This window comes from Glutamicibacter sp. Je.9.36 (assembly GCF_051129975.1).
GTDB lineage: Bacteria > Actinomycetota > Actinomycetes > Actinomycetales > Micrococcaceae > Glutamicibacter.
In genome coordinates this window covers 1-23,871 of sequence record NZ_JBCPSN010000010.1, presented here as the reverse complement: position 1 = coordinate 23,871, position 23,871 = coordinate 1, and the positions used below count along the sequence as shown (strand labels likewise).

The window sequence follows — 23,871 nt, the reverse complement described above, 5'->3', positions numbered from 1 at the left end:
ATGAAATATTTCAAGAAAACCAGCACCACCACCAACCCCGCCGACGCCAGCAAATCTGGGAAGACCGCATCCGGTCCTGCCGGCACAGTCGCCGGCCAAGGAGACACGAAGAAACATTCGAGGAAGGACCGGCGGGCCGCTAAGCAAGCCAGGAAACTAGCTGGAGCGCAAACCAATAAGCTAGCAAACAATCAAAATAGCGGCATCCCAGCACCCGTCGAAATGTTCCGCCCCGACGTGTCCTGGGACGCCGGCCGCCGTTCCCGCACCGGATCCACCTACGGCCTCTACGACCCCGCCCCCGAAGGCGGGATCAGCACCACCCGGCAAACAGAGATCAGCAACCTCGCCGTCCCCTGGTCCCCCACCTCCTACAAAGGCCTGCTCTTCGGCCTAGACCTGGAATCAGGATGGGGCGTCATGCACGACCCGATCTTCGCCTACCCGAACACCGTGAACAACGCCAACGTCATCCTCATCGGCGACCTCGGCTCCGCCAAAAGCTCCGGCGGCAAAACCTGGGGCTGCCTGCGCCCGCTGATCCTGGACCGCAACGTCATCGTCGTCGACAAGAAACCCTCAGACTCCAACCCGGAAGAAGGCGAATACGCAGCCCTCTCTAGGTTCTTCGGGCGCGAGCCGATCACCTTCAAAATCGGTGGCGGCGGAGCCTGTCTGAACATCTTCGACCCGGCCATCTCCCCCGAAGTGGAAGACACCCGAACCAACGGCTCCGAAGCCCCACCAAGCCAAGCCCAACTGCTGCGTGCTGTCGCCACCGAGGTCCTCGGCCGGCCAGTGTCCTCCCGCGAAGGCAAAGCAATGCGCACTGCCCACCACCGCGTGCTCAAAGAAACCCGGGCTGCTGGCCGCACACCCACCATTGGCCTGGTCATCTCCCGCATGCTCGACCCTTCCCCTATTGACTGCGAGGAACTGCAGATCGACCGGACCGTGTTGCGCGAATGGGGGTACGATCTGGCGTTCGAACTGGAACGATTCGTCGATGAAGACCTCTCCGGCCTGATCGACGGCGAAACCTCAGAGAACGTGATCCTGGCTGACGGGCTGACCGTCTTCGACGTCTCCCAACTCCCAGAGACCGGGCCGGCGTTGGCGATCATCATGACCGTGATCAACACGTGGATGACCAACCGGCTCTTCCGGGCCAAGAACCGGCGCCAAACCCACTTCATCGTCGAAGAAGCCTGGCACGTCGTCCAAACCTCCGTCGCCAAGGTCATCCGACGCAACCAGAAAGTCTCCCGCGCTATCGGCCTGTCGAACTGGTTCATGTTCCATCACGTCTCAGACATCCCGCCCGGCACTGAAGCCGAGGCGATCATCAAGGAATGCGACACCGTCCTGGTGTATCAGCAGAAGAAAGCCCCGGATGCGCGGGCCGCAGTGGAAATGTTCGACCTGCCCGCCTCCAGTTACGGCACGATCTTGAACCTTGCGACCGGCACGTGCCTGATGAAGATCGGCAACGAAGCGCCGTTCGAGGTCAAGCACCTGCGCAGCGACGTGGAAAAGATCCTCACCGACACCGACAAGGCCCTCACCGCCCAGAAAATGAACGAGGTGATCACCGATGAGCTCGAACCCCACGCGGCATAACCGCGAAATCCCCGCCTGGCTGATCATCGCCATCCTTGCCGGCCTCGCGTTGGTGGCGTTGAACTGGGGCGAACGCCTCACCCCTACCGGTACTGGGATTTCGTGGAACCCGATGGACCTGATCCAAGCCGCCCTCGATGAGAACCTTGCCTGGCCGACCGCGTCCTGGTTCATCCTCGGCGGCTTCGCAGCCGTGCTGCTCGTGGCGTACGTGCTGTTCACCGAACTCTGGGGAACCTCGCGGGATGAGGCGAAGAAGTTCACTCCGCAGGGTGCTGCGATTACTTCGATGATGGGCTTCACCTCCGCCTGGCGCAAAGCCCGGCAGATCTACGGGGCGCAGGTCACGAAGAAGACCGCCGAAGCGTTCATCGCCCTGGCCGTCTATGCCAACGCGTCGAAGAAAATCCCGCTGTATATCCAGCTGGAAGACAGCATGTGGGTTTACGCGCCAGCCCGCGGTGGCAAGACCTCCAGCATCGTCATCCCCATGGTCCTCAGCGCCCCCGGCCCAGTCCTGGCAACGTCGACCAAACCAGATGTGGTTGCGTGGACTGCTATTGCCCGGGAAAAACAAGGGCAAGTGTTTGTGTGCGACTGGGAAAACATCACCGGCTGGCCCAATACCGTGAACTGGACGCCGATCTACGGGTGCGAGGACGAAGACGAAGCCCTCGAGCGCGGCAAAGCCTGGGCTAACGCGGCCCCGATGGAAGGAACCAAGAACGGGTCCTGGTTCAGCGCCAAAGCAGGCACCGTCCTCGGACGACTCCTGCACGCCGCCGCATTGGAAGACCGCACCATGGATGACCTGCTCATGTGGATCTTCGACTCGCACAACCCCGAACCCATCACCATCTTGGAGGACCACCACAAATCACGGGCCTTCATCCAGCCCTTGCGCGAACGCACCGAATCCCGGGCCGGCGAAACCGAGGACTCCATCAAAGCCACCCTCATCTCCCTGGCTGAACCCTTGGTCACCGAGCGGGTGCTCTCGCAATTCCGGTTCCGCAAGGAAGAATCCTTCGACATCAACACGTTCCTTGAAGGGCCGAACACCCTGCACCTCGTCGTCGACGGGGAAAACTCGCCATTGGGGACTTTGAGCACGATGTTCGCTGACCAGGTCTATCGGGCGGCCCGCCGCAAATCCAGCCAGTTCGCTTCCGGCCGGCTCTGGCCGGTCTTCCGCATGGTCCTGGATGAGGCACCGAATGTGGCGGCGTTCAGCAACATGGGCGAGCTGATCACCGACACCGGAGGCCGCGGCATCCAAGTGGTCGGCATCAGCCAATCCTTTATCCAGAACGAAGCACGGTGGGGCAAGGAAGAAGCCAAAACCATTGAATCCAACGCCAGTTTGAAGCTGATCTTCCCCGGAATCAACAGCGAAGACCTGAAAACCTACGCGAATGACATGGGCGTGCGAGATACCCCCCGCGTCAGCCACTCCTCCAGTAAGACCGGTGGCTCGGTGACCCGCAGCAGCGAAGAAAAAGCGGTCGTGCGCGCTGAGGAGCTCAAGCACCTGCGGTTCGGACAAGCTACCGCCGTGTATCGGCACCTGCCGCCGCACGTGGTGCATACCGAGATGGTGTGGCAGCGCAAAGACCATAAGGACTTGAAAGACATGAAAGACCAAACGTTGCGCAGGTGCGGAAAGATCTTCCACGAACCCACCCAAACCCATGACGGTAATCAGTCGGCAGAAACCCTTGGCGGTGCCCGATGAGCGAACCACAAACCCACGATGACCTCGTTGAACTGATCGTTCCGCTGGTTGAGCCGCTGATCGAACGTCAAGAAAAGGTCGAGCAAGGCCTCGCAGCACAAGAAACAGTTCTTGTGGAACTCACGAACCAGCTGGAACGGCTCACCAGCATAGGGCCCGAACAGGATATTTCACCGTGGAATCTCTATGCGGCTAACCCGACACAGATCAGTGAGCTGCTGACTAAGATCAATCAGTGGCTGCCTTGGATGAACGAGACCTACGGTGCGGGGCAAAGCACGAACATGATCCCAGCTTGCTGGTTCCTCCACCCGAACGTCGTAGCGCACGTGGTCGGGTTATATACGTCGTGGACGGCCGCGAACTACGGGTCCGAGACTCCGAATAGCGATCTGGTGTATTGGAACCTGCGCTACCTACCCGACGTACTCGACATCATCAACGCACCAGCGGATAAGGGCGGCATGGCCGGCTGCCGGCGCGAACACCGCGCGCCGGAACGGACGGATCCAGTTCCCGAGGCATTCACGGATGAATTCGACCAATGGGTCATGCAAAAATATCCTCTACCCGATGCCCAAGCCGATTCCATTCCACAAGAGACCTCCGAATGAGATTTTCAAAGCTTCTCGTTTCGGCTGAGAACGCCGTCTGGCCCTTTGGCCATTGCATTGCGACCGCGCGGGACCATATGCCCCAGGTGTAAACTTGTACTAATAGCAAAGGGACAAGGATTCTTGCTCTTATACGTCGAAGAAACCCACGGATTCCGTGGGTTTCTTAGGTTAACAGTGGAAGAAAATTTCTTTAGCTCTTCTACGATGATTATGCGTCGTCTTCTCGATTTTGCTGCTTGAATCGTCGGGCTGCCGCTATCGCTTCCTCCGCGACAATCTCATAGTTCAAGCGGCCCTGCGACAGGGGAATGGAGTCCTCTCCATACTTCTCGTATGCCAGATCAACGAGCTCTGCAGGATCAGTAATGCCCATCGCATTGACCAGATAGCCTAAATCGATGATGTCCTTATCGCGCTCTGCCGCAACTTTCATCGCTGCCAGCGTCGGCAAATCAGCAAGCTTCACAGCGGAAGACAAGCCCTCCGGGTAGGCCATCCAGCGAACGTTGTCCGGCAGGAATGCTGCCGCACGCGAATTCAACCATTTTTTCGGCAGGTTGTAGTCTTCGGCCATGGCGTCAACAACCTCATCGACGACAGCAGTGCTTTGATATTTGGCGTCGATATCCTCGGTCACTCGGTCCAACAGTCCGTGTAGCAATAGTGCGGCGCCTCCGACGATCTGAATATCGAGGGCTACGCCGCGTTCAGCCAATCGGCGCTCAAGTTCGCTAAGGAACTCAACGATCTTGTCTCTGGTAAATCCATCCCCGTTCATGCGGTGGCCAAGCTTCGTTCGCGCATCCATACGTTCATTTCACGAAGTTCCTTTGGGGTTTCGGATCGGATGAGTTGCTTCATCCGGTCTCCGACGGGATAGATTTTTTCCGAGAGGAACACAGGTTCAGCAGACGCAGCGGTTTTCCGTGCCCAAGCAGGCGTGATGCTATCGGTCTTCGAAGCGACCCAGCGTGTCAGTGCTGCAAGAGTCACCAAATACTGCGCATCATCAATCGCAGGGCGCTGCCGCAAGAGCGGCCGCCCTTCTTGGAGTGATTCGGCAGCGTATTCTCCGACCAACCTCAGAGCGTACTCATAATCTTTCGCTGCAAGAGACCGGCGAAAAATGCCTGAGATCTCTTCGCCACGATCAGGGACTTTTCGGAGTGCTGGCTCTTCGAATCCGAGCTCGTGCAGCACTTTCAACGTCAACCCCAGTGAGGCTGAGTCTTTTCCTGATTCCAGCTCGCTGATGAATTTGCGGGAAACACCTGCCGAAGCAGCCAGCTCGCCCTGTGTCATGCCCAATGCTTTGCGTTGCGCTTTGATCCGCGTCCCCAGCTCAGAGGACATCATTGATACGTACTCCATACAATCATTATGGCACCGTACGGTTACATTTCACAGTAACCTGCCCATGCTAAGCTCAATCCAAGAATCTCGTTCCCCTATTGACTCTGGGGCGTTTGACCACATGCCTCAGTTCAGTACCGTGCGACTTTTCCATCTTGAGCTCACGCTCACCTAGTCAAGCTGCGGCCCATAACACCGTAGCTTCGGCAATTGCTCTCGATTAACAAGTCATATCCGTCGCTAGTTTGCGGCGGCTTGATCCGCGAATCTCCTTGCCTATAACTTGCAGATTTAGTCACCGAAGCGCATCAGGATGAGCCACGAAATGTCGCTCGGTCAAGTATTCCGTTGAAATCGAACGGAGTGAACTTCGCCGGAGCTATAGGAACCGCTGAGCAGCCAACATGCGGAATCCTAGAACGCTGAGCCCAGCACATCATCCAGATCGAAGTTCTGGGGATTGCTCGCCAAGATCTCTATGGCATATTGGCCTTCGAATCGGAGTTCATTATCAAGCCGTGCCCACGCTGGTTGGCGCGGGTCAGAGATCTGGTTATACGAAGTGATGATTCGTGAGCGGTCAGACCTTTGAAGCCGTGGCACCAGCGCCAATGGGTCCCCCCACAACGTTGATAACAAAGCTGTATCTTCCAGGTGACGCTCACGGTCCTTGAAGTCCTCTCGATAGGCGGTGCTTTCAAAACCACTGCGCCCAGGACACCCGAGATTCTCAGCGTCGCAACCAGCTCTCCAGATACATCCATGACACTGCAGTTGATGGTGCGTTTCAGCGCCTGCGTGCCGGCCGGAATCTGGAATGGTTCACGACCGCCCAGTTTCAGAGTAGAGCCGGACACCTACAAAAATTTTGGAATCCTTTAGTCCAATGACCTGACTTTTTGATATTCTTCAAATAAGATCAGTAACGTTAGGAACCATATCCAGGGTTCAACAGGGGTCAAATATCGATTTTCGGAGAACTATGCGGGCAAATCTAACTTTCATTCGAGGCACAAAGCTATTAGGCATTAGCGGAATCTGTCTTTCCCTAACTCTCTTTGGCATGAATATAGCTTCTGCTGCGGAACCAGCACCACTCGACCTAGAAAATTATTCCTCCGAGAAACTCATCGTTGACCAGTCTTCTATCGAAGTAACTGATGGCAACGCTTCCATGAGCCTTACATTGCCAGGAAAGCCCGCAGAGCTGGCAACGCCAGATCTATCGGGAGTACCAGAAACTCTAATTGCACATGCCACCGAGCCTGCTCTGACGACAGAAACGAAGGAGGCTTCGATTTCAAGTTTTGAGACACCGAACGGTTCTCAGACGCTGATTTCAATTGAATCTGCTGAAGCTTCCCACACCTATAATTTTCCTTTTGAGGCCCCATCCGGCTCTGTGAGTCAGCTAGAAAAAGATGGCTCAGTAAGCTTCATCAATGATGAGGGAGAGTATGTTGGAGGCATATCCGAGCCATGGGCTTATGACGCTAACGGGAAGCAGCTAGAAACTAGTTTTAGCTTGTCAAATGGTATTTTGACTCAAACTGTAGAGTTTGACGAGCACACGGCGTTTCCTGTCGTAGCAGATCCCAATACGGTCTGGGGTTGGACTGTTTGTGTTGCTACAGTGGGTGCCAACCTAATGCCTTGGGGAGCTGCTGCAAAAGTTGGATATAAGTTAGTCAAGCGGTTCGGATCCGTCAAAAAAGGCGTGAATATTATATGGCGTGCGTACCACAGCAAAAAGGGCGCAACCGCAAAGCGAAATGCAGCTGTAGCTGTAGCTGGTGGCCTGTTCGCCGAGCTTATTGGTATTAACGACATCAAGCAAAACTGTTTCTCCTAATCCGGAAAGAAGTTCCCAATGGCTACTGAAGCTAACCCAACGTCGCAAAATAAACGTAAGCCGAAGGCTATTCTTAGCGACTACTTTTATCTCGTCCTTGCTCTCTTGGGCCTTTCGCAGCTTCCTGCTACCTTCCAGACCAACGGACTATGGATAGGTCTTCTTCAGCTCGGCGCAATTTTGTGTTTCACCTATCTCATCGCAGCTGGCAACAAAGGTCGTTTTGTTCCTTGGCTAGATCACGATAAGCACCGTATTTAAGTGCCCGGTGGCTATGAAAGAGAGCACTTACCGCTATCTTTCATAGCCACCGTCCTTTGGACGTATAGCTTGCACCGGTACATATGGCGTCGCAATTTTCCGAGGTGGCTAGCAGGGTTTCGAGTAGTCGGCAGGGTCGGGAAACTGAAGGCACGCCATTTCGCGAGGCGCACTGCTCTCGCTGCCACGTTCTGAGCCTCTCGTTCCTTTTGCGCACGTTGCACGGCAGCCAACTGTGTTTTTAACCAGACGTTCTCGCGCTCCACCAGCTCCAGCTGTTTCATTTGTTTTCGAAGTCGCGGCGCAGTCTCCAGCCCATAAGCCTTTTCCACACTGGCGCAGGCTTTTTGAGTTACCCGGAGATCGTTCTTGGCATGCCATAGCGGACCTAGGCCATCCTGATAAGACGATGATATAGACATGGTCTTCCCTGTGACGCACCATCACCCACCGCTGATCCGCATGCCCCATCTCCTCTGCAAACAACTGCCATTGTCAGCATGCTGCTTATTGCTCAATGTCCGATTTCCTTCTGTCTTGCGAGGGGCAGGATGTTAGACCACGTCATTAACCCAAGCGTGCATTCAACACGATACGTAGTTCAAACCCCTTATCTCAGGGTCGGTCCGGATGGTCCGCGACGCTGCGCTTCATCGTCCTTGAGCTTGCGCTGCTGATCAGCTGCCTGCTGCTGCGCCTCTTGTGTCTTGCGCAGGCGGGCCAGCAACTCATTCGTCTCAGCAGCCCCCGACCTTTCCTGGCCTGCATGGTTTTCGCTAGTACTCATGGCGTTCTCCTTCTCCTGCGGGGTGGTCTCATTACGGGTTTGGGCTCGTTGGCGTAACGCCGCGATCTTCGCCGCCGCATCCGACTGATGCACGGCTGTTCCCGCTTCATCGGCCTTCTGCTGTGTTAGTTGTTCCTTGGCGTCGTCGGGCATTGGCTTGCGCGTGGTCAGCTCTGAATGCTTATGAAGCTCGGCGGCACGGTTGCGCAGGTGTTGGGCCACCGGGTTGTCCTTCAGATGCTGTGTGGGCAGCAGGGTTGGTTCTGAGTTAGGGATGTTGTAGGTGCGGCGGTAGGTGGCGATCTCAGCTGCCAGCCGGCGCCACTCTTCCGCCCGGTCAGCCCGCCCCGGTACTGGACCCAGGTCTTCAAGCCATGCTGGCGGGTTTTGGGCGAGTTCTGCTCCGAGCCTCTGGTGCTCGGCATCAACCACAGGACGGTACGCTTCGATCTGTTCCTTCCAGGCTGCTGGCAGGCGCGGATCAGCCAGTTGTGTGCGGGGGGCGAACCATTCACCCAACCGGTTGGGTTCGCGGGGCTGCTCGAACGGGGTTTGTTCCAGTTCGCGCAGCTTCAGCTCGGTACTGATGCGCCGCAGGACGGTGCCGCTGGTTCCGGCCAGTGTCCGATGCTCACGGCCCCGGATCTCTGCCTGGGCCAGTGGTTCTGGCATGTCCTGACGCAGCTGCTGCTCGTGGCGCAGCTTGCCCAGCGACCAGGAAAGGTACGCTTCGTTGTTGTCCACGTCTGAGGGGATCTGGCGGATCAGTTCGTTATCGGTGTGCTTGATCCGGGCCGCTAGTTCTTCGTCGCCCAGGTGGCCGTACAGCCGGCGGGTCAGCGGTGAAATCTTTTCAGCTTCAGCAAGCTCGACCGCGCTCTTGCGGGACGAGGAGCCGGCAGCTTCGGAGCGGTCCAATGCGCGTTCCTTCAATGCGAGCAGGTGGTCTTGGTTCACCTCGCGCAGGGGGCGTTCGGCTGTAGTGAGAGTAGCTTCGCGGTTCTCGAGCAAGGTGTCCATGCGCCAGGCAAGGATCGCGGCGATGCTGTCTGCTTCGGTGAAGTCGTGCTGAGAGTAGGCATCCTCGATGAGGGTTTCCAGCTTCACCCCGGCCTCTTCGGCCCGCTCCAGATGCCGGGAAACTGCGCCCCAGGCCGGGTCTTCAAGGATTGGCTGGGCAATCGGGGTACTGAGGGTGGTGCGCAGGATCTGCTCGTACTTGGCGCTCTGGGCTTGGTCTACCAGGTCCCGATAGATCATCCCGAGGCTGTTGATGTCGCGGGCTTGCTCGAATTCGCGAGTCACGGTTTCGTGGGCGGTAAGGTTCAGGTCAGTCCGCTCGGCAATACCGTTCAGAACCTCATCCGGACGTTCCCCTTCGGAGAGTCCCACATAGATGCGGTTGTCGTATTTGCCGCGGCTGGTCGCCACATACGCGCCGGCACGGTCAGTGCTTTTGGTCAGCAGTGCGTGGGCGGTGTCTACGGTGGCGCCCTGGGCACTATGCACGGTATCTGCATACCCGAGGATGACGCTTCCGGCAACATAATTGGCGGGGATGACAGCTAGGCCGTGGTGTTGTTGGTGGCGGGCGAGCAGGTGCCCTGATTCGATGCCTTCGACTATCCAGGAGTCGTTGTTCTTCACGAAGTCCTTGCCCTGGTGGACGCTGAGGCGGCGGTCGTTGTTCTTGGTCAGGATGACATCGCCAACATAGATCTCTGTGTCGTTCCGGCCGGTGATCTTCTGGGTTGGATCCAGTTCGTTGTTGCCCAGCCGGTAGGCTTGAGCCTTCTGGTTCAGGGCAGCGACCTGTTCGTTGGTGCCGGCCAGCATCAGGGAGGTGCGTTGTTCGTTGGTGTCTTTTTGCCAGGCGGCGAACACTTGGTCTGCCATGTCACCGGTGGTGCCGGCTTTGATCTTTCCTTCACTGCGGTAGTACGCCCACGGGTCGTCCTTGCCGACTGCGGGTGCTTCACGCAGAGCCAAGGACGCGGCGGCTTCGCCGAGGTTCGGTGTGCCATCGGGGTTCCGGAACCGGTGGATTTCTTCGAGGTGGGTGAGCTGTTCTTCGTGGTTGAGCAGACGCAGGATCCCGCCAGAACCGACGGCAGCGAGCTGCTTGTCATCGCCAATGGCGCGGACCAGGGCACCGTGTTCTTTGGCTTGTTCGATCAGGGCCAGGAATTGGGTGGTGCCGATCATGCCGGCTTCGTCGATGATCACCACATCCCCTGGCGATAGCTTGTCCTCGCTAGCCAGGAGCCGGTCGACGGTCATCGCTTCCACCCCGACTTCATGGCCCAACAACGTCGCGGCTTTGGCGGAAGGTGCCACGGCGATCACGTGGTGATCGGCTTGCTTCATGGCGTTGACGGCCAGTTTCATGGAGGTGGTTTTGCCGGTGCCTGCCGGTCCAATGCCTGCCACGAGGAGTTTGGTGCTGCAGGAGAATTCGCGAGCCAACGCCACCTGAGCTTCATTCAACCGGCCTTCGAAGCTGTCGAGTACGTTCTGGAAATGGTCGACCGTGACCGCGGGAATGACATCAGTGCGCGCGGCCTGCAGGACCTTGTATTCGGCTTCCAGCACCGTCTCTGAGGTATAGAGGGCGGCGTGGGGTTTCTGGTACTTGTGCACCGCCACCACTGCTCCCGCTACCGGTGCTGGCACGGGCAGCTCAGGGGTCACTTTCAAGCTCAAGGAGTCAATCGCGGTGGCCCGGACTTGTGCGATGACTGCATCAGATACGGGTTGGGCTTGGTACTGGTTGGTGAGTTGGCGGCGCACTTCTGCTTCCACGTGCGCCTGGTTCCATGTCGCCCGCGACTGCTCCAGGCGGGTGATGGTGGACTGAGCCAGCTCACGGATCTGTTCTTCTGGCAGCTGGTCAATCTGTGTGTAGACAGGTTCCTGGCTGGCGGAGTACTTGCGGGCCGCCGCGAATAATTCATCGCCCACCAAGCCTCCGGGGACGGTGGAGAATTTGTCTTGCCAGTGCTCGGTGAGCTCTGAAAGGGAGAGGCCTTTCTTCTTCTCTGCACGGGTTTCCAAGGTCGCTTGCTGGGAGAGCTTGATCAGCTGCTTCGGGCTAGGAGCCCTTCCATGCTTGTCCTCGAACTCGTCCACGAGGGTCTTCAGCTGGACTTTGATGTTGCCCCGGCGTGAGGAGGCGGCCTCGATGCTGGCCAGGGGGATGCCGCCGATCTCGGTGATCGGGCGTTTGCCGTCCACCGTTCGTTGGGTGGTGGCGAGTCCCAGGTCGCGGCAGATGTTCTGCATGACCCTTGCGTTGTAATGCTCCGAAGCAGACACCGCATACTTGTGCAGCACGGTCCCGTCGATGGCACTCCACTTGCCATCCATCCCCAGCACTTTATTGGAGACAACGATGTGGTCGTGCAGCTGCGGGTCCCCGTCACGGGAGTCATAATGCCGGAAGGAGGTGTAGATCAGGCCGCCGTCCACATCTTCTGAGCGGACCCCGTTCTTACCACGACGAGTGAAGACCGCATTGGTCTCCAGGTACTTCATGGCGTCTTCAATAGCCTCATGGTGGGCTTTCTCAATGACTTCCTGGACCTTGCGGCCGCTGACTCCCCAAAGGTAGGAGATGCTCTTGGACGGGGAGAACACCATGTCATACCCGGCCACGGCGTTCGATCCCTTATGGGTTTGCCGGGAGATGAACTGGGAGAGTTCTTCCTTGGTCTTCGGCTTGCGGCCGTGCAGCTTGTAGAAGTGCTCGCCACCGGCCTTGCTGCGGATGATGCGGCGTTCATCAGCGGTCGGTTCGCGGCGCTTGAGCCTGGTGAAATCGCCCAGGGTTGTGTTAATCTTCTTGGCTAGTTCGCCGTCGAACTGGTCGAAACGCTTGTAGCGTTGGCCCAGCTGCGCGTGGATCTTCTCGCCCGACACCGGATCTATCTGGCCGGCTAATGGGTGTTGTCCTAGCCCGTAGAGCAGCTCCATTTGCTCTTCGGTGACTTCACCATGCACGCCGAGGTTCTTAGCACCCCGTCCTCCCCAGATGCCTGGTGGGTGGCCGGTGATGGTGTAGTAATCCCCGAGCTTCCGATCCGGTGAGCGCAGCTCATCAGCGGAGGCAACTTCACGGGTGTAGTAGAGATAGCCGTCCCCTGCACTGAGCTTATGCAGGGTCATCACACGTTCGACTCTAGCAATTCTGCCCAAAGTTATCGAGGATGCAAAAGGTGTGACAGATCTGGTCTTGATGGAACGGGAGAAAATAGGGCCGGAGGACTTCGACGATGCGTGAGAGATCTTGAGACGTCCGAATGAGGTACGAGTGGAAACTGGCGGGTCAAGGCTCTTGCGTGTCGGGGATGGCACTGACCGGAGGGCTGCTACCGATCCATCATGTTGGTCGGCTCTGCTCCTTTGAGGAACGAAGAAGAAATAGTGCAGAGGCGGGCAAAGAGATCTGGCCATCAAAAGAAGGATGTTTTTGGTGCGGTTTTGCACCTGCGATCTTCGCTGTGTGCAGGTGCGTCCAAGGTGGGTTTGATAGGGTCGCAGCTGTGCCCAGGGCAAGTCTCTTGTGTAAAACCGTGGCCCGATGTTTTCCACGTGTGGGCGGGTGGAGACAGCTCTTAATCTCAAAGCCGTCCACAGGTGGGAAACATCGGGCAGGACAGAGCCTGAGCGTCAGCGAAGCCCGTTAACGCGTTTTTTGGGCCGGGGTGCGCGAGGGGTGTCCCCTCGCAAAATTTTGTTTTCGAGTTGGTGAAGGATGAAGTGTTTTGATGAGTAAGCCACGGAAGTCTGCTGCAGCGGTGGCCGCCCGGGAGAAGGCGCGGGCGAAGGCTGAGGAGATCACGCGTCGTAATGAGCAGTTGATCGAGTTGGCGGCCGCGTTCTTCATCCATGAGGATGAGATTGAACTGATCGATGAGGACGCAGCGAAGAAGATCGCCGAGCTGCAAGCGACTGCCGAAGCGAAGAAGGATAAGGCACGCGCTGCAGCGGCGTCCGTAATTGAGCAGATGCTCGGTACGGGTGAGTCTAAGAAGTCGATCGGTGAGCGCCTGGGGCTCAGCGGTTCGGAGTTGAAGAGCTTCCTGCCGCTGGCGGCTCCAGCGAAGGAACCTAATGCGTCCGAAGCACAAAACGAAGACACTGCCCAGGACCCAGCTTCGACTGCCGCGGGGCAAGCTTCCGGAGTTGCGGCCAACGCCTAAGGCCGAGTGCTGAGCGCGGTTCCGATTCTCCCGATGCAGCGGGTTTGAGCTTATGTGTTCGGGCCGGTGATTGGCCATGGATTGCGGATCTTGGCGCGCGAACGGGCTTGTCCTCAGACAGGCACCTGCGTAAGCCATGCAGCGAAGCAGTCTCGGTGCCTGTGGCTAGAAATTCATCCTCAATAACGAGGCTGATCTTGCAGCGCATCGCCGCTGGAAGAATGGCCATGACAGAGCTTTGGCCCTGAACGCTCACGCGTGCAGGGCCAAAGTGTTGGGTTAGTTCCCGAAGTCCGGGATGTACGGTTCACACAGTCCGTCGATCTGTTTGAACTCTTGCGGGTTCATCCCTTCCAACGCTTCTGGCCCGTCCGCTTGCCCGCTGGCCCAGTACCAGAAGGCTTCTTTGCTGATGGCCAGGTTTCGGGCTTCGCAGCTGCGGTACCAGCGCGCGGTCACGTCGCCTTCCACGTACGTGGTGTATCCGAAGAGCTTCCCGGTTTCGTCTTCTGTTTTGGCGGCGGCGAAGATGATGTAGGGCCAGGATCCCAAGTCCCATCCATCGCGGCCCCACCCAGGCACTTCGTACCACCCGGTACCGGCCAGCGATTCCATCCAGTCATATCCTTCGCCGTACATGTCGCGTTCGACAGTCGCTGGGACGGTGACGGTTTCACGGGTGTCCTTGGTCGTGGTCTGCATAGGTTTTTGCCCTTCGCTTTACGGAAGAGGGGCAGGTTGCCAGCCACCCGCCTAACCTCTCCCCCGGTTGTTTTTTGCCTGCTGGCGAAATGCAATGAAGCGGGGCCAGCCGGAAAACCCATCAACCTGACAGGGGTGCGCAATCCACGAAAATCTTGGGCCGAAAGAAGCGACGAAGGAGCGCGGACCAAGAATTTCTGGTGGAGCACGCCCGAAGCGCAGCGAGCGGCTTGTGGGTTTGGAGATGGCCCGTACACTCCGAAGGACAGCAGCAAAAAACAGGAAAAGACCGGACGAAGTCCGGGCCAACAGCCGGCCGCGCCAGCGGACGCCCGACACACCCTGGAGACGAGCTTGCGAGGACCCAGGGTGCTCAACGGGACGGGCACCTCACGGCATACCTAGACTGCGTCTAACGTCCACGACTAGCCTGAACGGGGAATGCTCGCATGTTCAGGACCACCAGCGGGAGTTGTCACAAAAGTTCGGGACATCGGGTTCACACAGCCCTTGAAACACAGGAAACAATCAACTCTCTGCAAGTCGCCCATGATGCCCCACAGATCAACTACGAGCAGCACACGAAAGCGCAAAGTACTCGTTCATCGCGGTATGCCATCCAGCTCAATCCTGGAGCAACAAGAGCGCAGCACCATGCGCGGTGAGTATCTTCCGGCCTACCGACTCAGCGCGTGAGAACTGGTCCACCGGTAACTGGCTTAATGAAAAACCAGAAATCTTCAGGGCGTGGTGTGCAAGTAACCATACAGCTGGTGGTTTAGCCTAGTTTCATGCGTGGTTCAGTCTCATGGCGACACCACGCACTGTTCGGATTGAGCGTTTCACCTCTCTCATCCGTGCGGGAACCCTGCATAATGGCTAGGTGCCCTATTGGGCACCTAGCCATTTGCATCTGCAAGCACTGAACAGGCTTAGCTTGACGTTCTGTGGACCAGAGTGGCCACACTTCAACGGTCCAAAACCAGCGATGAACAATCACGAGAATGCGACGTTTACTTCTTGTTCAGCGTCATCGCCACTGTGGCATATCCAGGCTTCGCGGCAGTTAACCAGACAGCCGAATTCCTTCTAAGGTCCTTCTTGGTCATGGTCTAATTCGGCTGGGGGTGCCCCTATGTTCTGTGTCAAGCAATTTTCAGCTCCGGAACATCATAAAGTGAGCCGTCTCGGATCATGGCAAACAGGACTGTGAGCCGTCGGTGGGCCAGTGCGATGAGCGCTTGGTTATGGCGTTTACCCTGAGCCCGTTTCCGGTCTTAGTATTCTCGGCTGGTCGGATCAAAACGGATGGAAGCAAACGCCGAAAGGAACAGCGCTCGTTTCAGTCGTTTGTTGCCTGAATGGCTGACGCGTTCGGACTTGATCGAGGTGCCCGACTGGCGCGTGGTTGGCGCAAGCCCGGCGTAGGAGGCCAGCGCCACTGCACTGGTGAAGGGCTTGCCGGAGGTCTCGGCGATGATGACCGCGGCGGTCTTGACGGCGACCCCTGGCATGGATGTCAGGACCAAGTAAAGAGGATGGGCCTCCACCATGGCTGCGATGCCTTCTTACGCATCACAAGATACGGATCTAAACCTAAGCGATGTCAAGAGCGCTTCGCCTATTCCAGCAGCCGAATCTGCGTCTCTTCTGAAAGACAATCCGTCACCGAAGACGATCACTTTATCAAACGGGGTGATTGTACCTTTCAGTGCAGACGACCGTACGAGTGCTGAAGAGGAAGCATTCCGCAGTGAAGTGTCATTGTTGGTAACTCTCGATCAGCTAACGTCAGCCAAGATGAATGAGCTGGGCCTTTCGGAGCCGGCAGAAACTCTGGCGACAATCCCAGTGACAGTAAAACCCAGCGATTTTCTTCTTGGGGTAGCTGAACCGGCCAAGCTCGGGTGCCGTGTTACCAAGCCTTCGTCGAGTGCAGGTGACATAAATATTTCTCGCCCCCAGATTGTAAAATCTGGGACAAAGATTTATGCGTATGCTCGATACAATTGGAAGAATGCACCCTTTTCCGAGTGTCCACGCGGCAAATCTCAGATCGGTGGACCCGACGGGCTAGCAATTACGTTCAACCGCGCCGTCACCAACAAGGGTGTTTCCTTTGTGGGGTGCAACAGCTATAACAAGTGTGAGAAAACTGGATGGCTGGAAACCAACAATCAATATGGTGCGGGTTGGGCGTTCCAGGATTGGGGCTACGGCGCGCTTTACGGACACAGTCCTACATATAAAGGAACTTTGACCTATACGCTAACCACGAGTTCAACTAAATGCCTTCAAGCTTTTGCGAAATATGGGCATTCTTGGAACTCTACAAAGCTGACCGGTTTTAGTATAGGTAAGTCTTCAATCGGAATCTCATGGAATACGAGCTCAAATCTATGGCAGAAATCAAGCCAAGCCGGGTCTTACCGATGCTAGGACGCACCTGGGCAAAGGGATTAGCCCTTGCATCATTTGCTCTGATCGCAGCTGGTTGCTCAACTTCAGATACATCCCAGTCACTATCTGTGGATGCCGTCATGGATGTTTGTGCAAAAAATGATTGTTTTACCGTAAAAGTTCCTGCGAACCTTTCAGTAACGGTCAACGGCCATGAAGTGAGCATTCCATCTTCCAACGGGTCTGGGACAGTGGCTCTGGAATCTGTCGGTGCTGTCCAAGTGACGGCACGCTGGAATTCGTTTGAGAAGACAGCCGATCTGATGATAAGTGATGGATCAGCGGAGTCAGTCACCATCAAGTTTGATGAAATAGCGAGAGTAACCGAACTATAGAGAAAAGCCTGAGGTCAAACCCCTGATTATTCTGATCGTCTGCATCACACGGCTGAGGTTTCTGTCGCGGTGCTGGTGATGGTTGATATCGTCGGAGCCGTCCAGGATTGCTGAATCCCCATGAGGGAGAGACCTCATCTGCAACAAGGGTGGCAATGATTGTTCATGTCTCAACAGACTCTTTCGCATGGAAGCATCCCGCGGTCTTTGCAGGATGCTTCCATGTTTAATGCCGAATCCAGAAAATCGCACGTGCCATCCATGAGTCGGTAGAAAGAATTGTCCAGTGAGTCCGCGGGATTTCACCTGCACTTCCTCACCACGGCCTTGACCTCCCCACCGCCAACGCCGAGATTGCCGAAGATCTCGTGCAGCTCGACGGCTCTCCCGTCATCGACTACACCCACTTCTCCCTCGCGTTGAGCCGATCACGCAAGTTCGCCCGATGGGTGAGCTGGAACATCGACGGATTACGCATGCAGTTGCTCTCCCGTGCCGGTATCAACTTCACCAAAGAGCAGCTACGGACCCGAGTGGAAACTTAAGAAATTTAGCTAAAATACCAATGACGGGTGTCGGCCCCCCAGAGTCATCCATACCTTTCCGAAGTCCCCCAATCTGCGTCGTGCCGTCCGTATGAGGAACCTCTTGCGGGACACCGGACCGATGTGACGAAGGGAAGATGCAGATCATGCTGCTCTTCGGGGAGACACAGCGCCATCTACTAGAACCAGAATTCGTTCGTCAGCCGCCGCGGTTTCAATCGCTTCGATGACGTGAACAGAAAACAACCTCCAACGTCCATCATCCTCGGTATCAATTGTGGGATCCCACAGCGGTACGTCCTCGAAAGCTAGAACGTGATGGAGAATCGCGGAAGGGGAGTCCGCGAATTCGAAGTGCTGACCGCCTTCATTAGCAATGATGCGCACGTGTGTTCCATCAGTCCGTTCGACACTAGTCACATGCGCATAGCTCTTTAGGAATTGGGTCAATTTATCGAGGATAACTTTCAGATTTTCACTCAGCGCACTGTCTCCTTTGCTCTTGCCCTGATCTATTTGGAGTACGATATCAGGAACCGCTACCGGGACGCTGATTACCTGCTCGGGTGGTCGAAGGTAACTAGTGAGACAGGATCTCCCAGTAGCGTACTGGTGCATTCTTGTATATTGATCCCATGCGCGCCATAGAAACAGTTCACGCGGGACCACACGACTCGGTTGATTCACCCTGTTATCGAGTCAATTTTTGGGAACGACCTCGTCCTGGATACGGCTGGAACCTAGATGCTTTTGTACTAGTTGAGGTGCAGGACGTATCAGAGGCGCTCTGTTGGGCAGAGGAGCACGCGAATGGGCGGCCCTTCGAACTGTTTGTAGAAATGGACTCCGAGCCCGAGAAGCCGTTCGGTGATTCGCGAGAAACTGCTCTTGTACGTTTGTGCGGAAACAACCCCAATGCCGACTATACCGATGAGGTATCAATATTTGGCGTTTGGTATTAGCCCTAAATGATGTTTCGACCGGTCCCAGTAGAGGAAACCTCACGGGGACGGTGCAAGGTAGATGCGGAGCGCCACTCAATTTCTGAGGAGACTCGGCATCGGACCCTAGTCGAGCTTCCCAAAGGGGCCGGCCGCGTCGAGCGGAATCCGCTCTGACCTCCTGGACATGATCAAGAACGATACCCCTACGAGGAGTACGGAAATGGCAAGGCCAAGTAGGCCCAAATCATTTGATGTCGCAGGACAGCCCGCAGAACTGTCATCAATCTCAGGACAGCTCCTCCACGGCTGCAAGAACATCACGAAACCACCTGCCGCTCCTGCGAGCGTCAGCAGGAGTCCCAACATCATGTAAACAGTATTTCTGGAAGCTTTCACGCTTCATTCAAACACAGCAATGCTTGCCTTCTTCATGGCACCGTATGAGGAAGGCTCTACGGGACAGTCACACCAAAAGGTGGTTAGAGTAACGACCGCTGTTTCTCCTATGTTGCTATGAGGTCCATTTTCTGACCGCGATGATCAATCTAACCTAGGTGATCAGCTTGAGCGATTTAGCTTATTCAAATGACTCCAGTAACCGACCAGCGGAACGACGGTGTAGACGACGGGAAATACGAACACCATCAGCAAAGACAGTTCTAGCCATTCATTCCATGAGGCCACACGAACTCCCAAACCGACAAGCAGGAAGGCAATCAGCGCGATGACGCTGTAGCGAAGATAGCGATCTCGATTTCGGGTAAGTTCGTCTCGTCGTGACTCGGCGTTGGTGTGGATCGGAGCCGTTCCCGGTACTGCTTTAAAGATGTGCACGTCTCCTATCGAGATCACGAGCTCCCAGCCAGCCGCCTGGAAGATGTCGAAGTACTCCGACGATGCGTTGCTTTCGTAAGCGAGGTCGAAGACCGCCTCTTCGGGGACCCCATCGACGAAGCTCCATCCGTGACCCAGCATCGCGATACCGTTCAGGTGTTTTCCCTGACCTGCCATGTCCGCGAACATAGCCAGGTCCTTCTCGGGGCTGACTGCCAGACCGTTGCTCATCTTGTTAGTGGTGCTCATGCTTCCTCCATGATGTGATCCGCCATGACCAGCAACTGGCGGCGACGTTCGATATTGCGGACGAGGACCTCGTGACCCTTCGCGGTTAGGTGGTAAGTCCGACGCGACTCGTCACCCTCGATTTCCTTGATGAGGCCGGCGACGGCAAGCTTCTTGAGCGTCGTGTAGAGCGAGGCAGGCCCGAGCGTGATAGCCCCCTCGCTCTCCTGTTCGAGGAAATGCATCACGGCATAACCATGGCGCGGGTGGACCAGTGCGAGCAGGACGTGCAGTGCAGTGTCGACAAGGTCTCCACTCTGATAACCAGAATTACGTCCCATTACGACACTCCGCGGGGAATGTATCCATAAACGATATATCCATGATTGATATATAAACACGGGAGTCCATATGAGGTCAAACAGAAGACCACCTCGTCGCCCTCTTCGCATTACCGTGGCGCCCGCAAGCCGGTCCCCGAGAGGAACGCGCTACGGGACAGGGTTTTGCAATATCAGCTGCTAGATTGCTTCTCGGAGCGCTGGGTCGCGTTTGTCGATAAAGCGCAGTATGCCAATTAAGGCCAGTTGCGCAATGATGAAGCACAGCGCCATCAAGACAGGACCGATGACAAAGACGGATGTTAGCCCTTCCCCGATGATCCAGATCACGAATAGGGCCAGCAGGACTCCTGCAACGGCTGCTCCTGCTCCAGCGGCTACCGCTTGGTCATTCCCCGATCGCGCTGGTTGCTTCTTATCTTGGATGGCCAGGCCAATGAACGAACCAGCGGCAGCAATTAGGGCAAGGAACATTCCACAGAGCATGCCGTAAAGGACGGGTATGAGGAAATAGCCCGTTGGACCTCCCCATCCGTTGTAAGCCTGGGTGTCGAGAGAATTTTCGATGATGTCCGGGTCGCCAGCGCTTGCGATGAGGTCGGGCAGTATAAGAAGCCCGCCGCCGAGGGCGCCCATGACGGCTCCCACCAGCAGGGCCAAGATGAGCATTGGGGTGGCTAGCTTTGAGGGTCTTTGCGCAGGGATATGGGCCATGGGCATAGCCTATTCTCTGGTTCCGGATTTTCGGGTCTGGCTAGCGCTAAAACATGACAGCCCCGTCCCAGATCGGGAACCTTCACCGGACATTTCGTTGGCCGGCCATCCGCACCGAGAACGGGATTCGGAGGATCTTCTTCTAAGACGATCCTCCGGGATGGGTAGACTCTCCTTCAACTGATCCAGGACGGCTCGGTGCAGGCTGCGGTGATCGAAATGACCAGGCAAAGGGGAACGCGAATGAGAAGGGTCCTTCCATTTAGCCGCGAGTCGATGAGGCTCCATGGCTGATCCGCTGAACGACATCGAACTTGAGATCATCGAAAACGGTGAAGACGACTGGGTCCTTTTCCTCCACATCATGGGGATCATCAACGAAGCCAAGGGAAGCGTCCTGACGGAGGACGAGGCCATTGCAGAGGCCACAGGATCTGCCTTGGCCCTGTGCGCCAAGGGGTATGCCCAGCTCGGGAGATACACCGGACCTACAAGTTTTGTGCCGTGGCCCGAGACCGGTGATGCGCTCCGCACTCGGTTGGAGCACGAGCTGAAGAATCCGCCTCCCGGGGAAGGCCACGAGTGCAATCTGATGTACATCATGCTCGATATCCTGCCTGAAGGGCAGAAAGCCAGAGGCGAGCAGTCCCGGTAACCGAACGCTCTGCGGGACACAATTTAGGTTACTGAAATAATTGGGCCGGCAGGTCTACGAAGCCAAACTGTTGTGAAACCCTCTGCCATATCTTCTTCGAAATCGAATTTGAAGCCACGTCGTTCATAGAATGTCTGGGCCGCAGAGTTCCCTTTCACAAATTCGATCCTTACCTCATGGGCTGGGCCAATTGCAGTAAGGGCTACGTCCATAAGAGCACTGCCAATACCGCGTCCGTGGGCTTCGGGCACGACATAAATTTTCCAGATTACAGGTTCGCCTTCAAACAGCCCGAAGGTTAGCGTGCCAACTGCCTGTCCATCCTGAAAAGCAATGAACGTCGTGTCATCCGTGATTGATGCGCTCACCGAGTCGTGAGACCACCATGTATTGAGGTTTTCCATGACAAAATCTGGACTGGTGAAACTCAGGTACGTAGCTGGCCACGTGACGAGCCCAATTGACCGAATGGCTTGCACATCATCAAGGTTCGCAACGCGAATCGAAAGGTCTTCCATGCCCCGAATCTACAGGAGGATCGATAGATTATTGGGCTTCGCAAAGAGACGTAAATGCTTCCACTTGCTATTTCGCTTTATAGCGACTGCACTGACAGTCCTAAGTTGTCTTCGTTACGCGCCCGTAAGCGGAACCTTGACCGGGCATGACCAATAGTATGAAGTGCTACGTCGCATCATGAGGGAATTTGAGAATCACCCTTCGACTATTTGGCGCTTGGCGGAGCTTGGCACGATGCCACACGAATGGACGCCACCTGGGATTCGCGGTCGAACCAACTCGCGAAGTGAGAGGATAAACCGCATGACACTCCAGCTCGAATACGCACGAGATCCATCAGCCGTCCGCCGCATCCTGGAGGCACTGCCGGAGTGGTTCGGAGATCCTGAAGCAATCGACGAGTACGTTGCCGATGCCGCCAACGACGACTTTGTGAGCATGCTCGCGCGCGAATCTGGAACCACGATTGGTGCTGCACTTGTCCGTCGGCACTTTCCTGAATCCGCAGAATTGCACCTCATCGCAATCTCCCCAGAAGTGAGAGGTCAAGGAGTTGGACGGGCACTTATCGACGGCGTCGCCGCCGACCTTGCGGAAGACGGATGCGTGCTGCTATCCGTTCACACGGTAGGACCGTCCTTCGACAGCGACTCATACGCCCAGACCCGTTCCTTCTATCTGGCGACCGATTTCTATCCCTTGGAAGAGCACCGCAACCTCGACTGGTCAGGACCAACGCTCATCCTCGTCCGCCGGCTAGCATCAGTTTCATAAGTCGAACCCACTGCGGGACAATGTCTTGTTGCGGATTGGTTTACGTCCTAGGTGTGAATAGATCCTCAATGCTGCATTGAAAGGCAGCTGCGATTCTGAAAGCAACCGGCAGCGAGGGATCGTAATGGCCTTTCTCAATAGAAATGATGGTTTGACGGGACACCCCGAGTTCGTCGGCTAGACGCTGTTGAGACCATCCCAACTCTTTACGGCGCTGAGGGAGCGTGTTCTGCACTATGAAGCCGACTTCTTCTGCCAGAGGTAACGTGCTGCGATGTCGAGCATGGCGAAAAGGACCATGGCGGAGAGGCACCAACTAACAGGAGCTTCGATCTTCATGAACGCGAACACTGCAGCGCCGAGCCCGCCAACGAGGAGAATGTCTCCGAAAGCGCCACTTGCAGCTTTTTCGTACCAAGCGGATTCGATGGAATCGTCTGGCATTTTGACTACACCAGAAAGTGTTGATCGGTCAACAAGGAGTGCCCATCCGAGCGCTGCACTTGCTGGCAGGGTACCAATGGCCATAATGGCAAAAACGAGCACCGGGCGCTCCGGGTTACCGAGCAACGAGAAGCCCCATCCTAGGCTTGCTGAGACGAAGATGCCTATCCCAAGCGAGGCACCTATTAAGGCTGCAGAGCTGCCGCCAAAGCGCGCTTTCCCCCAGCGGTTCTGTGAAACCTCGTCGGCATTCATTTCATCCACCCTCTCTAAAAACAAGGCTCTGACGGAGCCGCTACTGTAAAACAAACTTTACTGACAAGGGGGCTTTACGTCAAAGGAGCTTGTCTCTATGCGCAAGCTCACTCCTTCCGATTCCCCGTCTCACCGACGGTCCCGTAAGCCAGTCCTTATACGGGACAGGATTTCGCTTGACTTGAGTGGTTTTTAAAACTTCGGATTCTCAATGATTTGAGATTCCCGTATACCCCGCCCGAGAAAATGCCCGGTGAAGGTACCTTATACGGACGCCATCCGGACCACCCTCATCACCAGACAATCGAGTTGCCGATTTGTTCGAAGAATCGCAGCCTGTGGAGTCCATGTTAGGCATCATGGGCTTCGCGTCGTAAACGATCGTTTTTGAACATAAAAGTTAGGGCCAAATTTTACGATGGAACCTACGGTCAAAACTGGATTGTCGAGATCGAAAATATCTCACCCGAAAAGTAGTATCCAAATCATGAACACTTCTAAGAATCGGGATAATGGACGCTCCGCCCCCCGAACCCCTGAACAAAATTTGCGCGGTCTCAATGACACCGCCTTCGAACGAATGCAGAAGCAGCTAACCGAATCCTCGGCCTTCGAACGAATGCAGAAGCAGCTAACCGAATCCTCGGCCTTCGAACGAATGCAGAAGCAGCTAACCGAATCCTCGGCCTTCGAAC

Annotated in this window: 21 protein-coding genes and 1 pseudogene; 10 read left to right on the top strand and 12 right to left on the bottom strand. The window is 56.1% G+C overall.

Annotated elements, in window-relative coordinates:
* From AAZQ98_RS17120 to AAZQ98_RS17110, 3 genes are read left to right on the top strand one after another with little or no spacing between them, the layout of a single operon-like run.
* The gene (locus AAZQ98_RS17120; protein WP_434693998.1) at window positions 1-1,620 is read left to right on the top strand and encodes an ATP/GTP-binding protein; all 1,620 of its coding nucleotides are present in this window, start codon (window positions 1-3) and stop codon (window positions 1,618-1,620) included.
* Window positions 1,595-3,355, top strand: coding sequence for a type IV secretory system conjugative DNA transfer family protein (locus AAZQ98_RS17115; protein WP_434693995.1), 1,761 nt, complete (start codon window positions 1,595-1,597; stop codon window positions 3,353-3,355). The genes AAZQ98_RS17120 and AAZQ98_RS17115 overlap by 26 nt, the downstream gene beginning before the upstream one ends.
* Window positions 3,352-3,969 carry a DUF4913 domain-containing protein gene (locus AAZQ98_RS17110; protein ID WP_400344086.1) on the top strand — a complete coding sequence of 206 codons (618 nt, stop codon included), beginning with the start codon at window positions 3,352-3,354 and terminating at the stop codon, window positions 3,967-3,969. Before AAZQ98_RS17115 ends, AAZQ98_RS17110 begins: the two co-directional genes overlap by 4 nt.
* 211 nt (window positions 3,970-4,180) lie before the next feature.
* Here the strand turns inward: AAZQ98_RS17110 and AAZQ98_RS17105 are convergent, their stop codons facing one another.
* Both AAZQ98_RS17105 and AAZQ98_RS17100 read right to left on the bottom strand, forming a co-directional pair.
* Complete coding sequence (locus AAZQ98_RS17105) at window positions 4,181-4,750, bottom strand: DUF6036 family nucleotidyltransferase (protein ID WP_013350255.1); 570 nt, start codon at window positions 4,748-4,750, stop codon at window positions 4,181-4,183.
* Complete coding sequence (locus AAZQ98_RS17100) at window positions 4,747-5,343, bottom strand: helix-turn-helix transcriptional regulator (RefSeq protein WP_049862673.1); 597 nt, start codon at window positions 5,341-5,343, stop codon at window positions 4,747-4,749. Before AAZQ98_RS17100 ends, AAZQ98_RS17105 begins: the two co-directional genes overlap by 4 nt.
* Before the next feature lie 1,045 nt (window positions 5,344-6,388).
* On the opposite strand from AAZQ98_RS17100, the gene AAZQ98_RS17095 reads away from it, so the two are divergent.
* Both AAZQ98_RS17095 and AAZQ98_RS17090 read left to right on the top strand, forming a co-directional pair.
* Entirely contained in the window at window positions 6,389-7,177 is a 789-nt protein-coding gene (locus tag AAZQ98_RS17095; protein WP_013350257.1) for a hypothetical protein, read from the top strand.
* A gap of 18 nt (window positions 7,178-7,195) precedes the next feature.
* On the top strand, window positions 7,196-7,438 hold the full coding sequence (locus AAZQ98_RS17090; protein WP_013350258.1) for a hypothetical protein: 243 nt from the start codon (window positions 7,196-7,198) through the stop codon (window positions 7,436-7,438).
* A 610-nt stretch (window positions 7,439-8,048) separates the two neighbouring features.
* Here the strand turns inward: AAZQ98_RS17090 and mobF are convergent.
* Entirely contained in the window at window positions 8,049-12,389 is a 4,341-nt protein-coding gene (gene mobF / locus AAZQ98_RS17085) for a MobF family relaxase (protein ID WP_434694064.1), read from the bottom strand.
* Between the two features lie 602 nt (window positions 12,390-12,991).
* Here mobF and AAZQ98_RS17080 point away from each other — a divergent pair.
* Window positions 12,992-13,426, top strand: a complete 435-nt coding sequence (locus AAZQ98_RS17080) for a hypothetical protein (protein ID WP_434693989.1) — start codon at window positions 12,992-12,994, stop codon at window positions 13,424-13,426.
* Window positions 13,427-13,705: 279 nt separating this feature from the next.
* On the opposite strand, the gene AAZQ98_RS17075 is transcribed toward AAZQ98_RS17080, so the two are convergent.
* A complete protein-coding gene (locus AAZQ98_RS17075) occupies window positions 13,706-14,128 on the bottom strand; it encodes a hypothetical protein (protein WP_434693986.1) in 423 nt (140 codons plus the stop codon).
* A 1,145-nt stretch (window positions 14,129-15,273) separates the two neighbouring features.
* Window positions 15,274-15,690, bottom strand: a pseudogene (locus tag AAZQ98_RS17070) (transposase); the annotation flags it as partial.
* Here AAZQ98_RS17070 and AAZQ98_RS17065 point away from each other — a divergent pair.
* Both AAZQ98_RS17065 and AAZQ98_RS17060 read left to right on the top strand, forming a co-directional pair.
* On the top strand, window positions 15,680-16,567 hold the full coding sequence (locus AAZQ98_RS17065) for a hypothetical protein (RefSeq protein ID WP_434693983.1): 888 nt from the start codon (window positions 15,680-15,682) through the stop codon (window positions 16,565-16,567). The pseudogene AAZQ98_RS17070 and the gene AAZQ98_RS17065 sit on opposite strands and share 11 nt — an antisense overlap.
* Window positions 16,507-16,923, top strand: a complete 417-nt coding sequence (locus tag AAZQ98_RS17060) for a hypothetical protein (protein ID WP_096256523.1) — start codon at window positions 16,507-16,509, stop codon at window positions 16,921-16,923. The genes AAZQ98_RS17065 and AAZQ98_RS17060 overlap by 61 nt, the downstream gene beginning before the upstream one ends.
* 689 nt (window positions 16,924-17,612) lie before the next feature.
* On the opposite strand, the gene AAZQ98_RS17055 is transcribed toward AAZQ98_RS17060, so the two are convergent.
* The 4 genes from AAZQ98_RS17055 to AAZQ98_RS17040 form a co-directional block, all read right to left on the bottom strand.
* Window positions 17,613-17,855 (bottom strand): hypothetical protein, encoded by a 243-nt coding sequence (locus AAZQ98_RS17055; protein ID WP_402473985.1) that lies wholly within the window; start codon window positions 17,853-17,855, stop codon window positions 17,613-17,615.
* Between the two features lie 1,115 nt (window positions 17,856-18,970).
* The gene (locus AAZQ98_RS17050) at window positions 18,971-19,495 is read right to left on the bottom strand and encodes a DUF2812 domain-containing protein (RefSeq protein ID WP_434693979.1); all 525 of its coding nucleotides are present in this window, start codon (window positions 19,493-19,495) and stop codon (window positions 18,971-18,973) included.
* The gene (locus AAZQ98_RS17045) at window positions 19,492-19,815 is read right to left on the bottom strand and encodes a PadR family transcriptional regulator (RefSeq protein WP_434693976.1); all 324 of its coding nucleotides are present in this window, start codon (window positions 19,813-19,815) and stop codon (window positions 19,492-19,494) included. Before AAZQ98_RS17045 ends, AAZQ98_RS17050 begins: the two co-directional genes overlap by 4 nt.
* Window positions 19,816-19,995: 180 nt before the next feature.
* A complete protein-coding gene (locus tag AAZQ98_RS17040) occupies window positions 19,996-20,529 on the bottom strand; it encodes a hypothetical protein (RefSeq protein ID WP_434693973.1) in 534 nt (177 codons plus the stop codon).
* A gap of 286 nt (window positions 20,530-20,815) precedes the next feature.
* On the opposite strand from AAZQ98_RS17040, the gene AAZQ98_RS17035 reads away from it, so the two are divergent.
* Window positions 20,816-21,184 (top strand): hypothetical protein, encoded by a 369-nt coding sequence (locus AAZQ98_RS17035; RefSeq protein ID WP_434693971.1) that lies wholly within the window; start codon window positions 20,816-20,818, stop codon window positions 21,182-21,184.
* 23 nt (window positions 21,185-21,207) lie between these two features.
* Here AAZQ98_RS17035 and AAZQ98_RS17030 read toward each other — a convergent pair whose 3' ends face one another.
* The gene (locus AAZQ98_RS17030) at window positions 21,208-21,702 is read right to left on the bottom strand and encodes a GNAT family N-acetyltransferase (protein ID WP_388024060.1); all 495 of its coding nucleotides are present in this window, start codon (window positions 21,700-21,702) and stop codon (window positions 21,208-21,210) included.
* Between the two features lie 304 nt (window positions 21,703-22,006).
* On the opposite strand from AAZQ98_RS17030, the gene AAZQ98_RS17025 reads away from it, so the two are divergent.
* On the top strand, window positions 22,007-22,477 hold the full coding sequence (locus tag AAZQ98_RS17025; protein WP_402697770.1) for a GNAT family N-acetyltransferase: 471 nt from the start codon (window positions 22,007-22,009) through the stop codon (window positions 22,475-22,477).
* A gap of 40 nt (window positions 22,478-22,517) precedes the next feature.
* Here the strand turns inward: AAZQ98_RS17025 and AAZQ98_RS17020 are convergent, their stop codons facing one another.
* Window positions 22,518-22,712, bottom strand: coding sequence for a helix-turn-helix transcriptional regulator (locus AAZQ98_RS17020; protein WP_402697771.1), 195 nt, complete (start codon window positions 22,710-22,712; stop codon window positions 22,518-22,520).
* Window positions 22,712-23,176, bottom strand: a complete 465-nt coding sequence (locus AAZQ98_RS17015) for a hypothetical protein (RefSeq protein WP_402697773.1) — start codon at window positions 23,174-23,176, stop codon at window positions 22,712-22,714. The genes AAZQ98_RS17020 and AAZQ98_RS17015 overlap by 1 nt, the downstream gene beginning before the upstream one ends.
* Window positions 23,177-23,871 lie beyond the last annotated feature (695 nt).

Coding starts and splice junctions, on each gene's coding strand:
- AAZQ98_RS17030 (WP_388024060.1), bottom strand. CDS start 21,702: ATGGAAGACCTTTCGATTCGCGTTGCGAACCTTGATGATGTGCAAGCC.
- AAZQ98_RS17080 (WP_434693989.1), top strand. CDS start 12,992: ATGAGTAAGCCACGGAAGTCTGCTGCAGCGGTGGCCGCCCGGGAGAAG.
- mobF (WP_434694064.1), bottom strand. CDS start 12,389: ATGACCCTGCATAAGCTCAGTGCAGGGGACGGCTATCTCTACTACACC.
- AAZQ98_RS17015 (WP_402697773.1), bottom strand. CDS start 23,176: ATGAATGCCGACGAGGTTTCACAGAACCGCTGGGGGAAAGCGCGCTTT.
- AAZQ98_RS17090 (WP_013350258.1), top strand. CDS start 7,196: ATGGCTACTGAAGCTAACCCAACGTCGCAAAATAAACGTAAGCCGAAG.
- AAZQ98_RS17025 (WP_402697770.1), top strand. CDS start 22,007: ATGACACTCCAGCTCGAATACGCACGAGATCCATCAGCCGTCCGCCGC.
- AAZQ98_RS17120 (WP_434693998.1), top strand. CDS start 1: ATGAAATATTTCAAGAAAACCAGCACCACCACCAACCCCGCCGACGCC.
- AAZQ98_RS17065 (WP_434693983.1), top strand. CDS start 15,680: ATGGCTGCGATGCCTTCTTACGCATCACAAGATACGGATCTAAACCTA.
- AAZQ98_RS17035 (WP_434693971.1), top strand. CDS start 20,816: ATGGCTGATCCGCTGAACGACATCGAACTTGAGATCATCGAAAACGGT.
- AAZQ98_RS17040 (WP_434693973.1), bottom strand. CDS start 20,529: ATGGCCCATATCCCTGCGCAAAGACCCTCAAAGCTAGCCACCCCAATG.
- AAZQ98_RS17050 (WP_434693979.1), bottom strand. CDS start 19,495: ATGAGCACCACTAACAAGATGAGCAACGGTCTGGCAGTCAGCCCCGAG.
- AAZQ98_RS17045 (WP_434693976.1), bottom strand. CDS start 19,815: ATGGGACGTAATTCTGGTTATCAGAGTGGAGACCTTGTCGACACTGCA.
- AAZQ98_RS17105 (WP_013350255.1), bottom strand. CDS start 4,750: ATGAACGGGGATGGATTTACCAGAGACAAGATCGTTGAGTTCCTTAGC.
- AAZQ98_RS17075 (WP_434693986.1), bottom strand. CDS start 14,128: ATGCAGACCACGACCAAGGACACCCGTGAAACCGTCACCGTCCCAGCG.
- AAZQ98_RS17060 (WP_096256523.1), top strand. CDS start 16,507: ATGGAATACGAGCTCAAATCTATGGCAGAAATCAAGCCAAGCCGGGTC.
- AAZQ98_RS17095 (WP_013350257.1), top strand. CDS start 6,389: ATGAATATAGCTTCTGCTGCGGAACCAGCACCACTCGACCTAGAAAAT.
- AAZQ98_RS17115 (WP_434693995.1), top strand. CDS start 1,595: ATGAGCTCGAACCCCACGCGGCATAACCGCGAAATCCCCGCCTGGCTG.
- AAZQ98_RS17110 (WP_400344086.1), top strand. CDS start 3,352: ATGAGCGAACCACAAACCCACGATGACCTCGTTGAACTGATCGTTCCG.
- AAZQ98_RS17100 (WP_049862673.1), bottom strand. CDS start 5,343: ATGGAGTACGTATCAATGATGTCCTCTGAGCTGGGGACGCGGATCAAA.